This window comes from Paenibacillus sp. NN59 (genome assembly GCF_057597225.1).
The window spans coordinates 2,183,415-2,196,585 of record NZ_CP199678.1 but is presented as its reverse complement, the minus strand read 5'-3'; the positions used below and the strand labels follow the sequence as shown (position 1 = coordinate 2,196,585).

The following is a 13,171-nucleotide window of genomic DNA, read 5'->3' as shown; positions in this document are numbered from 1 at the left end:
TTACTGTGATACCGAAATGTTGGTAACCCTATCAACACTCAGTAGAGACTCAATGGAGTCCGCGACTGTCTGGAACAACTCTTTCATAAGAACCCCGTTCATTCTGGAAGGGTTGTAGCGGAAAAAAAGCTCTGATGTATCTTTTAAGTCCTCCCACTCCATGATCATGTCAAATACGTTATGAAGGGCATCTTCTGTATGCAACCACCCTTTTTGTGCGAACAGGCAGCGGACATATCCAGGTTCAATGCGAGTCACATGTCTTTCAATATCTCTCGTATGGTACACTTCTGCTTCACCCACTTTTTTCTTCGCACCAGCCAGGATGAGCAAATCTTCTATTCTTTCAACTTGCGCAAAATCCACGTGAAAAGGCACAATCCAGCCTTTGCCGTCCATCATGGTATGCACGGTCACTTTAGGTCCGGTCGATATTTCATAAATAGCGTTCGAAAAAAGGGCGAGCCATACCGCTTCGTCTGCAACTTGCAACTCGTGACAAAATGTCTGGAATCGATCTCGTTGCGACGAGGACATCACCATACGGTACTGATTCTCTGCTCCGCTCCACTCCGCTTCGAAGTACGGCGCTTCCAACTGGACTGCTTGGAGCGGTATCTCCTTTTTTGACAATCCATCTGAACTGGAAATCAGCTGTGCGAGCTGTTCCACAGAAGGATAGGCAAAAATATCAGTTAGTGTGATGACATCTGGATATAAAAGGTCTACTTCCTCAAGCATCTGAATAACGAGAATCGAAGTCCCACCTATCTCGAAAAAGCTGTCATGGACTCCGAAATATTTCTTGCCAAGCAGCTTGCTCCATATTTCAAACAGCGCTTGTTGCGTCGCATCTTTAGGTCTATGCACCAACGCTTCCTGTTCCCGCATTTCCTGCCACTTGCTTAGTTCGTCTTCGACTTTCTGAAATGCTCCTTCTTTATATTTTTCAATATATTTATAACGCTGTAACTTGCCGCTGGTCGTTTGATGTATCTTGGAAATCGGTAGAATAACACTTAGATGAATACCCATCACATGGTTTACATGTCTTCTAATCTGATCCGCGTGACGTCCGAACTCTTCCAGCTTGTCTCTGTACAAGACAAACAATACAACCTCTTCCGTGCCTGTAGCTTCGTTATATACTCCACAAGCAATCATTCGTTTGATTTTCAGATCCGTACATTCCTCTGCAATGCGTTCAATATCATAGGGATAATAGTTGGAGCCGTTAATGATGATGATGTCCTTGGTTCTCCCCGTAAACACCAGGTGATTATGGATTAGAAAGCCCAGATCACCTGTATGAGCCCATTCGTCCGGCGTAAAAAGTTTGTTGGTCGCTTCTTCATTGTTATAGTATCCGTCTGTAATATTCGCACCCTTGATCTGGATATATCCGATATAACCCTTGGGGAGCGTACGACCAGAATCATCACAAATTCTCACCTGGCTATTTCGTAACGGGGTTCCCGTTCCAGAGAGTGCCAGCCCTGCTTCATCCTCACTTGATAGAAAAACAGCCTGGTCCCCGACACTGAGATTATCTCTACGGACATAATACGTTGTGAACGCTTCGTTCTGCTCCTGAATACATACCGCCACACAAGCTTCAGCCATGCCATATCCCATTTTCATCGATTTCCCGTCAAGTCCGAAAACGGCCATCTCATCTAAAAATTGTCGACATGCGTCCACATCGATAGGTTCTGCACCGTTCACGATCGCTTTAATTGGAGTTAAATTCCAATCAAAAGAGCGCTGGTTCGCAGCTTTGTGATACGCGTTTAAGAAATACTTGATTCCGAAATTAGGCGAAGCGAGTATTGTTGCCTTGAAGTGGCTGGCGGTTTGCAACCAGAGAACAGGCCGTCTTATAAAAAGCCATGTTGGCATCTGATACTGATTCAACCCGGCCACGAGCGGGAGCAAATGGAACATAATCATGCCGAGGTCGTGAGTCAGTGGCATCCAATTTAGAAAAGCATCTTCTGAGGTGGCTCCCAAACGTTCTTCCAGATCATAAATGTTCGCGAGAAGTTTGCGATGAGTCAGTTTCACACCTTTGGGTTCTCCCGTTGTACCCGAAGAAAACTGAATAAAGGCAACATCGTCAGGGTTGGCAGAAATAGGTTGCTCTTGATGTTTCAGGTTCTGGTTTATCAGATCCTGGATATTGAGTAGAGCACAATTTCGATCTGGAATACGGGACAGATGCTCACGAAGTTCTTCCACATGCCGCGATTCCGCTACAATAAAGGGACGGTTCAGAACACTGGTTACACGTAACGTTTTGGCCAGCGATTCTTCATTTTTACTCACCGTCAATGGAACAGGGATGAACCCACCCAGCAGGCATGCCCAGAAAATAACGAGGAATTCACGGGTGTTATCCAACTGCAAAATCACTTCAGATCCTTCACTTACTCCGTTCTTCCTTAGAAGATGCAGGGCAGACATTGAGGACCGATAAAGCTCCGCAAAGTTGCAAAATTCGCTCTGGGATTCTCCTTCAATAAAGGTGATCCCTCGCTCTTCCAGAACAGTGTGATGATTCAGGGCCTCATTGAGTGTGCTAAACATGCCGAACCACTCCTTCTTCAGCTATATGACTGAGAATATCTCCCCGTTGTAAAGCAGGAGTCATCTTACAATCCAAAATGTGATGTAACGCTTCGAGTGCTTTAGCATTACCGCCTGCAACATCGCCTGCCCTAGCAAGTTGCTCCAGTTCCCGAAACGGCCCCGCGACCTCTTCCAGATAATCCGAAGTTCCCCCGTGAATATTGTAGTTTTTGGCGCAAAGTGCCGCCTTTAAATAACGGGCATAGGAGACTGCTCCCGTCCCCTTAGGCATCCTCTCCTTTATCAGCTTCTGCAGATTCTCCTTTGTGTCTATAGACTGGATCATACATGCATCAAGCTTCTCTCTTCGCAGCATATTACTTAACACGCTGCCTGGCCCAACCTCGATCAGGTTGTTAACCTGCCTCTCCATTAGGAATTGCACACATCCCTGCCAGCGGACTCTTTCTACCATTTGTTCCGACAAAAAAGAGGGGATGCAAGTCACAGAAGGATAAGGAAGTGCTGTAACATTGGAAAGCACGGAATAGCGCATGGAATGAAAAGGGATACGACCAAGTTCATCATACAATTGCATGGCCGCATTTTTCATGAATGGGCTGTGGAAGGCACCGCCCACTTGGAGCGATGTAACATGACCTCCTAAGTCAATAAAGCGTTCTTTCATCTTTGTAAGCGCATTCACTTGACCGGAAACGACAGTTTGGCGACTGGAATTCAGATTGGAAATGACCACCAAGCCTCGATATTCAGGCTCAAGGCATTCCTTCTCAATGACTTGAGGGGTAAGCCCATGGATAGCCATCATGGAGCCTGCTTTATTCTTCTGGGCATCTCGCATCAGCATGCCTCTAAAACGGACAAGGCGAATGGCATCTGCAAAATGTAATGCTCCCGAAGCAGTAAGCGCTGTAATTTCTCCAAGACTGTGCCCTGCCAAATAGACTGGCTCACGTTCCATTCTCTCCATTAACACACGAAAGGCAGCGATGCCAACCGTCAAAATACACGGCTGTGCGTAATCGGTCCGGGTTAACTCTGCCAGACTCCCTTGAAAACAAAGGTTCGATACGCTGTATCCCAAGATCTCTGAGGCCTCTTCAAACGTTCTTTTGGCTACTATGGAACTGGAAAACAGCTCCTGTCCCATACCTATATATTGCGATCCCTGACCTGGAAACAGCAGTGCCGTGTGCATAACATCCCCCTCAGAACCAGATATTCGACAATATTCGATGTTCAATTTACGTTGTTACATGATTTAATTATCTAATCATAATTGAAATTTAAGGATTATAATACAATTTATTTACATTTGAACACATTATATCAACACTGCCTTAAACAGATCAATTTATTTTTTTTACCCATTGCAAAATGAACTGAATGTCATTTATATTATAATAAATCGTGATTCATTTTTAAGAAAAGGAGGAATTGATCCGATGTCTCCAAAGTTATCCGATGATCAGAAGGAACTAAGGACTTTGCAAATTCTTGAAGCAGCGAAACGTGCATTTGAATACAAGGGTTATGGGGCAACAACGCTAAAAGATATCGTCGAAGAGGCCGGTATGAGCAGAGGCTGGATCTATCTATATTATCAAAGCAAAGAAGAAATCTTCGAGGCACTGCTTCATTGGCAAGATATGCGGTACAAAGAACACATCGAAACCTTGATTCACTCTTCGTCATCCATCTGGAAAATTATCCAGGATCTCTATACGCAGCAATTAGAGGATCTGCTTCGTTTCCCAAATGCGGGACTACAATCTGCTTTCTATGAATACTCTCTGATTGGCTCACGCGATGAAGAACGCCGGAACTTACTGATTGAGCGCTACAATTCGGGTGTTGCACAGTTCGCAACCTTAATTCGGATTGGCGTAGAGCGAGGAGAATTCTCAACTGACATGGACGTGATGGACATTTCCAGACTCGTTGCATCGTATCAGGAAGGAATCATGACACACTCCATCACGGTAGGTACCGAAAAGGCTAAAACAAGCATGCAGTTTGAGGCGTTGCTCGCGTATCTGAAAACACTGTTACATCCCGTAATGATTCACGAACCTGACCATTCGGAGGAAAACTAATGCAGGAACTTTTCCGTAATCCAACTTTCTTGAAACTCTTTCTGGCAACCTTCACTTCGCAGCTGGGAAATGTCGTTGGAAATATGGCGTTCGCTTATTATATGGTGGATCGTTTCAGTAACCAGCCGTCTTTGGCCAGTATGGCAGAGCTTATGTATTCCCTTCCAACCTTAGCCGTTTTCTGGATTGTTGGAGTCGTCGCAGACCGTTTTGATCGTAAACATATTGCTACATACAGTGACTGGATCAGAGCTTTGTTAACCTTGTTATTGCTACTTTTTGTTCACTATGACGTGTTGTTTATGTGCTTTCTGATTCTTTTTCTGCGTAGTTCCATTTCCAAGTTTTTCGGACCGGCCGAAATGGGACTTCTCCAAGGTAGCATCGGTCCAGATCAGTACGTTCACGCATCTGGACTTATTCAGATCATCTCAGGTGTATTTATGCTTTTTGGACTGAGTCTGGGAGCAACGGCATACCATTTCATTGGTATCGAGGGAGCTATTATCGTGGATTTGTGCAGCTTCCTGTTATCTGGTTTCCTTCTCGCCTGGGCCAAATTTCCCGAACAGGCACGCATGCCGAACGGAAAAAACCGTGTACGTGATCTGCGATTTTCTCTTGTCATCAAAGACTTCTGGCAGGGGCTTCAATATATTATACATAACCGGCTTCTGCTGATTTTAATTAGTGGATTCATGTTTTTTGGTATAGTTAACGGAGTTTTTTCCGTCCTTCCAATCTTTTCAATGAAGTACAAACTTAGCCCGGATCAGTATGTTGTCCATTCATCCCTTGTCACTGTCTTTATGGGGATTGGTTTCTTGATCGGCAGTATTTTGGGTCCCATTCTGATTCGGCGTTACACAAGAACACCCATTCTGATCACTTGTCTATTTCTAGCAAGCCTGTTCCTGGCAGGATTGGGCCTCGTACCTCGTGTGGAGCTTTATTTCGTTATTATTCTGCTGGCAGGGATCGCCATTGCTCCTATCAACATTGCACTTGGTAGCTGGCTTCCGGAACTTGTTCCGCCTCAGAATATGGGACGTGTGAATTCACTCATTGAACCCGTTATGATGCTGGGCCATTCTCTGGCACTCGGAACGATCAGCTTGGCTTTCCCTGTGTGGATCAATGTGACATGGCTTCATCTGACACTCGCTATATGCACAGTCGCCGTTAGTTTCTTCTATTTGAGATCACTTCCGGGACTTGTTCGCAAAACCACGGCACCTGCAACTGCTGAACAGGCTACACCATAATCATATTTTCCAAACCAAATCCCCCCTGCAATCCATCGGAGACACTACAGCATTCAGCATGATCTCGATGTTTATTTCAGGGGGCACTCCATTTACATCATCTCACAACCCCTTGTTCTGCCTGTTACGAATCATTGCCACAATCCATAACAACAGCGGAAGTAGAATAAAAACAACGGGCAGGTTAAACGGTACGGCTACAAGCTTCGGAAAAAGAATAGAGCTATCCACAAAGTTCCGTGGCAGCATAGATAGTATGATGGCAATTGGAGATGCGATAAAGATGAAGCTCCGCCAACGTTTAACCCCTAGCCACTGGGCAGTCCCGTAAGATGCTGCAAACAGATATAAAGACACCTTGATAAAAATCCCCATGATCCAGATCGCAACGACGATCGCATCGAGATTTTGCAGGAAACCAAAGGAAATAAAACGTACCAGATTAAGAAACGGATAGGTCTGTCTGGATGCCGTAGAATAACCAAAGATAGCAATACATTGCATCGCTGAAAGTAAGGTGAAGAGACCTGCTATAACAGAACCTAGGAGAGCGCCCTTCACGCCTTTTCGTGGATCAGCCACAAAAGGAAGAATCATCATGAGCAATATATTGTCGCCTAGGAATGAGGCTGTTGGCAAAGCTCCCTTCAGCAACACGGAAAAGGTATTGTCCATAATAATCGGCTGCAGGTTATCAAGTTGGATTTGGGAAATATTGAGGAGCAAGGGCACCATAATACCAAGCAAGATGAGAGGGCCCAGTACCTCGCTGCATCTGGCCAAGACCTCGATACCCGCATACGTTACATAAGCCGCAACAACAAGCATGCCGATAATGGGGATGATGACTGGCGTCAATTGAAGGATGGTGCCAATCATAAAATCGCCATACTGTCGCAAGATAATCCCTAGCACCGTAAACCAATATAATACATAGATCAAAATAATCACATGCCCCAGAAACTTGCCCATAATTTTAGGTGCATAGCTGATAAGAGACTCATTGGGATACATAATGCTTATACGTGTCAGCACATAGGCAAGTCCTACGGAAAACATACTGGAGAGTAATATGGAAATCCAGGCATCCTGCTTGGCAACAGCAATGGACGGATTAATCGTAAGCAGGATGGTCATACCAATCTGCATCGTGGAAATCAGCCAAAAAACCTGATTACCACTGATTTTTTCCTTGTACATGAAGACCCTCCTCTCCCTATTGCTTCTGTTGGGTATTGAACATGCCTGGACGCAAAATATCCGCTTGTGCATTTACTGTAATTTTGAGTTCTGGAAAAATAGTGTCCCATTCCTTCTCATGTTTTTTCCACAAAACGGGATATTTACGGTGAAATGCACCAGCAAAATTAAAAATATCCGCTTTATATTTGGTTTTAGCTTCATGGATCGCCAGGTGAATACGCTCTTCTATATTTTCTTCCAGTTGTTTTTCAATATTCGCCAAGCTATCACTGCTCTGGTCGATGTTAATCTCCGTTGTGTTCTGAATCAACTGATTTTTGCAATCCACATCGATTCTGAGAGACCATTCCCCGTTCTTGTACATGGGTGTAATCTTGGATCGGTTCCTCAATAGTTGCACCGACAAGGTCCCCTTCGTGTGCTCTGGACGAATTGTAATGATCGCATTATTCATCTCATCTACAGCCCACAAGATACCACGAGTGATTCGGTTATCCGCTACACCTACCAACTTATGGTTGTGCATGATCGCTGTTCCGTTAATGTAACCAATGCCTTTGGATGGGTCATCTTGTCCCGGAGCTTGTAATATCTCGACCCAAGGGAGTAAAGCCGCTCTACTCTCATCCTCCAGCATCTCCATTAAATGTGCCATCGACGAGTTGATGCTCGTTTTGTTTACTGCCATCTCACGCAAAACTTCAGACGTATTCCGTTCCAGAATCGAATGTTTTTCTAATACTTCTCTGGCCTTTCCCTTGGTGACAAAAGTAAACGCGCGTTCGCGCGGCTCGGAATCCCGCATGAGGAAGTCTAAATCATCCTTTAAGCCCTGCTCTACCTTTTCTGCACCAAATAAATAGACTTCGGAATGCCCCCAGAAAATTTTGCGCGAAAACTTCATCTGCAATTGGGCCAGGGCATCTGCTATATTGACACCTTGAGCGGATTGCACAAACGTTGTGCCACTTCCACCCGTTGCTTCTCCCCCAGACTGACCGCTTTGAGTTGAACCTTGAGGGATAAAAATCTGAATACTCACTTCAATCGAGTTGTCACTTGCCTTATCAATGGCTACACCCGTTACAAGCGCAAGATCATTGATCTCCTTACGATCCCAACATCCAGCCAGCAGTGGAAAGAATAACAGAACAACCAACATTAGACAAAAATAACGCATCCACGGCTTCATGGCGAGGCTCCTTCATCCTCTTGATCCGGACGGTTATTGGAGGGTTGCCGAATTGCATTTTTTCGCCCTGTCAAACTTGGTCTCTTGAGATTAGCCCATATTGGCGACACCATGAAGCTGTCGAGCATTTCACTCCACTTCATTGGCGCAAGGGGCTGTAGATAGGGAACACCGAGCGAGCGTAAGGAACATAGATGAATAATGATGGCGATGACGCCAAGCATCAGACCGAGCAGTCCAAACATTCCTGACAGAAACATAATCGGAAAACGTAACAGACGAATAGCTATACCCGCGCTATATTGTGGCAGCAAAAAAGATGCGATACCGGTAATGGCAACCACCATAACCATTGGGGAAGAAACAAGACCAGCAGAGGTCGCTGCCTGTCCAATAACAAGCGCGCCAACGATACTGACGGCGGAACCGACCTGTTTGGGCAAACGTACGCCAGCTTCTCGCAGTGCCTCGAAGGAAACCTCCATGAGCAACGCTTCAATCAACGCAGGAAACGGAATCTCTTCCCGTGACTTCGCGATACTAAGCAACAATGAGGTGGGCACCATTTCCTGGTGAAATGTCAAAATGGCTACGTAAAGAGAAGGCAGCACCAGCGAAATAATCAGGAACAAAAATCGCAGCCAGCGAATGAAACTGCTTATGACATAACGTTGGTAATAGTCTTCCGGTGATTGTAACATCGCAAAGAAAGTCGTCGGGGCAATGAGACAGAATGGTGTGCCATCCACCATAATGCCGATTTTTCCTTCAAGGAGAGAAGCGCTGACTACATCCGGTCGCTCTGTAACTTGAATCTGCGGGAACGGAGAATAGGGGTGATCCTCGATCAATCCCTCGATATAACCACTTTCCAGCACACCGTCAATATCAATTCTCTTGATGCGGCTGTGAACCTCTTCAACTAATGCATGGCTAGCAATGCCGTCAATATGAACAACAAGGACCGACGTTTTTGTATATCGCCCAACCTGAAACGGATCTAATTTTAGAGAAGGGTCTTTAATTTTGCGGCGTAGCATCGAAGTGTTTACACTGAGTGTCTCTGTAAAACCTTCCCTTGGCCCGCGAATAATCGATTCTGCTGCTGGCTCCTCAATGCCCCTTTGCTGCCAACCAGCTACCCCAATGGCAATACCAAACGGCAGTTGATCTACAAGCAATGCGACACAACCGTTAGCGATATGGTTTAACAAATCCTCAAAGCTTGTCACGATGGTGAGCTGACTTGTGGTCACAATAGAACCTATGTATGCGAAGTCAATCTGAGATTTGTCCGTGCGGGCTTGTAAGAGCGGGGCCAAAACATGCAGATCCAGCAACGATTCATTGACCATTCCGTCAATAAACAACATAAACGCTTCTCTGCTGCCCGCAAGCGGAAATGTTCTGGTTTTGATATCTGTGGAATGGTTGTATATCGTTTGGACAATGTCCACATTCTCCGAAAGCACGGTGCTGAAGGGCATCGTTCGGTAATCCAAAACGTCGACCATCTGAACGCTCCTTAAATAGGAAAAATAGTTTATTCGTTCAATGTACAGCCTAGTAGCAAAATTCAATGTAAGGATATATTTTCCCCAATCGGATTTTTTATTCTTTTAGCGTGAAAAAACAGCAAATAAACCACTTCAAAATGAAGTGGTTTACGGATGGATTTATACCTCTAGCGTTCTATTTTCACATTGCCCACAAGATTCATTTCTTCAACAGCCGTTTTACCCGCAATTCGTCCAAACGTAAAGATGTCTGTCAGGGCATTACCGCCCAAACGGTTGCCTGCGTGAATCCCCCCTGCCACTTCTCCAGCGGCATATAGATGGGCAATCGGCTGGCCGTTTTCATTCAATACACGGGTTTCCGTATCAATCTTGATCCCGCCCATCGTATGGTGAACGGCAGGTTTTCTAGGCGTAGCGTAAAATGGCGCTTTCTCTACTTTTAAACTAAACGTATCCTTATGGAATTCGGGATCAAAGCCCGCATCCACATAAGAGTTATACTTATCAATTGTCGTTCTGAGTACCTGAGGGTCCATGCCCACTTTTACTGCCAGTTCTTCAATCGTATCCGCTTTAAACAGAGTCCCCGCTTCAACTTGCCGATCTATCTTCTCCTGGCTGGTATTCGCTGCGGTTTTCTTAATCTCGTCGTCAGCGATTAGATAAAATAAACTTCCCTGTTCGATGGCCGCTTTAGTCAAGACATCCCGTCCAGAAAATTCATTAACGAAACGCTCGCCTTTTTTGTTAACAATGACAAAGTTCTCAGGTGGTACTTGTAGTCCACTGAACAGTTCGCCAGTCTCTGGATCGGCTACAGGCATCATTTGTGTGAAACCCATGCCTGTTAATGCCGCGCCTGCACTCTTGCCAAGCGATATTCCATCCCCTGTCATCGCGTAGGAATTCGTCGTTTTGATATCATCATCGATGTGGCTCCAGTACGTGTTATATTCCTTGAGCATCTGTGTATTTGCACCAAAACCACCACTAGCAAGCACAACAGCTTTCGCATGAACGGTGATTCTCTGTCCGTTGACTCCAGTTGCAATAACACCTGCTATTTTTCCATCTTCGATGATGAGCTGTTTAACCGGACTATCTGTAATAATTTGACCGCCATTTTCTTCTACATACTTGCTAAGTGCGATGATAAAGGCAGAACCATAACTTTTGACAGGTTTATGACCACGTCGCCACAGGGCACCCACTGGAGCAAATACGATGCTCTTATCATATTCGACCCCGATATCTTCAAGCCATTGCACACTTTCCAGGGCACGGTCTGTAAGTACTTTGACCAAATCATACTGTCCATAGATCGTATTGCCATTCAAATCCGTTCGTTTGCCCCCAAAATACGTTTGCATTCTGTGAAGTAGCGGGGAATCGAATAAATAAGCCTTTTGTGTTCCGAACTTTTCCTGATATGCTGTGAATTCTTCTTTTAGTGCATGGAAATCATCTATATATTCGGGATGGATTAGGTTCTCATCCGTACTTAACAAATTCTCAATAGTCTGTCTTTCACCTGGATTTTCATTAAACTGTTGTTGCCATAGAGGATCAGCTGCATTAACAGGACCACCCGAACGGATCGTGTTGCCCCCTACGGCTGGATATTTCTCCAGAACAATCGCACTTGCGCCGTGTTGTAGAGCTGTTGCAGCAGCACTTAAACCCGCGCCGCCTCCCCCTACAACGACCACGTCACAAGTATATTCCTCATCATCTTTCATCTGGCTGCTGGCAGGTTTTGCACGTCTTTTCAGAATATCCGGATTCACGCCGGCAAGCTTAACTGCTTTAGCAACACCGTTGATGACCGCGTTGCTCGTTTCAGAAGCACCGGAGAGCGCATCCACATTGAGTGTCTGTCCTTCAATAATTTTATTCGGAATTCTCACAAAAACAACATCGGCGATACCCTCGGTTTCCCCCTTTGCATCAATATCGATACTCTCGATTCGGTTTGCACTAAAAGACACTTTCATCGGCAAATTCCCACTGTGACCAATGGCATTGACCTCATACACACCCGGTTTATAAGTAAACTCTTCTTCCTCATTCAACTGATTAGAAATTTTGGCAAAACGAAGGAAACGCAGGAAACATACTTCCAAGAAATCAATCGTTCCTTCATGATTCAGGTTTCCTGCTTCGTCAAACGCTTTATGTGCACTCCCCAGCAAAAACTCATACCCTGGCATCACATTAGCTTCAACACCCGGTGCATCCAGAATTTGACGAAGATGCAACTGGGCACGAGATGAACCTTGTGTTCCCTGTGACGCTCCAATGATCATAACGGGCTTCCCAGCCAGCGGATGGATTTCAAAGCTAAGCCATTCGAGCAAGCTCTTAAGGGATGAAGGGATGGAATGATTATATTCCGGAGTTGCAATGATGACGCCATCACTTGCGATAATTTTCTCATTAAACGATTGTATAATGGCACTGTTCGTCTGGTTATCGGATTGATTAAACATCGGCACATCTGTAATATCGAGAATTTCAATGGCTGCTCTGGACTCAAATTGTTTTTGCATGAACTGAAGCAACTTGCGATTATACGATTTCTTTGCATTAGTGCCTACGATTGCTATGATTTTCATTGTAGTCAGCCTCCTACTCTTGCCAGGAAAATTTTTTCGTTTTTTGCTTCAACGTTCTTTTGGACAACAGTTCCGTCGTGATCTCCGTAAACAAAACAAACTCCCTGAAAATCTCTTCAAGCTCCGCTACTTTTTCTGCGCTAATCAGGCTGCCACTGTGATCAAATGCACTCTGCGATTTTCCCAAAAGAAACTCGCTGCTAGGCATCATTCTCGCTCCAAGCTCAGGTGAGTCTAGAATTTGTCTAAGATGCGCTTGCGCTCTGGAAGAACCAAGTGAGCCGTGGGAAGCACCTACGATCAGAACAGGTTTGTCCTTCAAGGTTTGAGTAGTATAACTGACCCATTCCAGCGCACTTTTCAACACAGCAGGGATCGCATGGTCGTACTCCGGAGTAGCAATAATAATGCCCTTAGCTTTGGAAATCTGATCCAGTAAATCTTGCACCTTCACAGGAATGTCAACTTCAGCATCTTCTATTTCATCTTTTTCAATAAAAGCAGGTAGATCCTTAATTTCAAACAAGTCAATCTGAGCCTCATCTGCAAAATGCTTTTGCATAAATTGAAGCAGAGTACGGTTCGTTGATTCATCCGAATTGGTACCCACGATAGCTAAATAATTCATGGTAATCCCCTTTCTGTCATTCGAAAATAATGTTCGTCAAAGTCAGACTCGATCTTTCGGCAT

General features: G+C 45.0%; 9 protein-coding genes. 2 read left to right on the top strand and 7 right to left on the bottom strand.

Annotated elements, in window-relative coordinates; translation table 11 throughout:
* Both ACT89M_RS09835 and fabD read right to left on the bottom strand, forming a co-directional pair.
* Entirely contained in the window at nucleotides 1–2,586 is a 2,586-nt protein-coding gene (locus ACT89M_RS09835; RefSeq protein WP_487345217.1) for a non-ribosomal peptide synthetase, read from the bottom strand.
* Nucleotides 2,579–3,787 (bottom strand): ACP S-malonyltransferase, encoded by a 1,209-nt coding sequence (gene fabD / locus ACT89M_RS09830; protein WP_154886688.1) that lies wholly within the window; start codon nucleotides 3,785–3,787, stop codon nucleotides 2,579–2,581. The genes ACT89M_RS09835 and fabD overlap by 8 nt, the downstream gene beginning before the upstream one ends.
* Nucleotides 3,788–4,034: 247 nt before the next feature.
* Between fabD and ACT89M_RS09825 the strand changes: the two genes are divergently transcribed.
* Together ACT89M_RS09825 and ACT89M_RS09820 are read left to right on the top strand one after the other, a co-directional pair.
* Complete coding sequence (locus tag ACT89M_RS09825) at nucleotides 4,035–4,685, top strand: TetR/AcrR family transcriptional regulator (protein WP_154886691.1); 651 nt, start codon at nucleotides 4,035–4,037, stop codon at nucleotides 4,683–4,685.
* Nucleotides 4,685–5,950, top strand: coding sequence for an MFS transporter (locus tag ACT89M_RS09820; protein ID WP_154886693.1), 1,266 nt, complete (start codon nucleotides 4,685–4,687; stop codon nucleotides 5,948–5,950). The genes ACT89M_RS09825 and ACT89M_RS09820 overlap by 1 nt, the downstream gene beginning before the upstream one ends.
* A gap of 102 nt (nucleotides 5,951–6,052) precedes the next feature.
* Here ACT89M_RS09820 and ACT89M_RS09815 read toward each other — a convergent pair whose 3' ends face one another.
* The 5 genes from ACT89M_RS09815 to ACT89M_RS09795 all read right to left on the bottom strand — a co-directional run bounded on the left by ACT89M_RS09815 (nucleotide 6,053) and on the right by ACT89M_RS09795 (nucleotide 13,108).
* Complete coding sequence (locus ACT89M_RS09815; protein ID WP_186809561.1) at nucleotides 6,053–7,150, bottom strand: endospore germination permease; 1,098 nt, start codon at nucleotides 7,148–7,150, stop codon at nucleotides 6,053–6,055.
* Nucleotides 7,151–7,166: 16 nt separating this feature from the next.
* Nucleotides 7,167–8,345: a Ger(x)C family spore germination protein gene (locus ACT89M_RS09810; RefSeq protein WP_154886697.1), complete on the bottom strand. Its 1,179-nt coding sequence runs from the start codon at nucleotides 8,343–8,345 to the stop codon at nucleotides 7,167–7,169.
* Nucleotides 8,342–9,859 carry a spore germination protein gene (locus ACT89M_RS09805; protein ID WP_154886699.1) on the bottom strand — a complete coding sequence of 506 codons (1,518 nt, stop codon included), beginning with the start codon at nucleotides 9,857–9,859 and terminating at the stop codon, nucleotides 8,342–8,344. The genes ACT89M_RS09810 and ACT89M_RS09805 overlap by 4 nt, the downstream gene beginning before the upstream one ends.
* Before the next feature lie 170 nt (nucleotides 9,860–10,029).
* Nucleotides 10,030–12,480, bottom strand: coding sequence for a flavocytochrome c (locus ACT89M_RS09800; protein ID WP_487345216.1), 2,451 nt, complete (start codon nucleotides 12,478–12,480; stop codon nucleotides 10,030–10,032).
* A gap of 13 nt (nucleotides 12,481–12,493) precedes the next feature.
* Nucleotides 12,494–13,108 (bottom strand): NAD(P)H-dependent oxidoreductase, encoded by a 615-nt coding sequence (locus ACT89M_RS09795; protein ID WP_154886703.1) that lies wholly within the window; start codon nucleotides 13,106–13,108, stop codon nucleotides 12,494–12,496.
* Nucleotides 13,109–13,171: the final 63 nt, after the last annotated feature.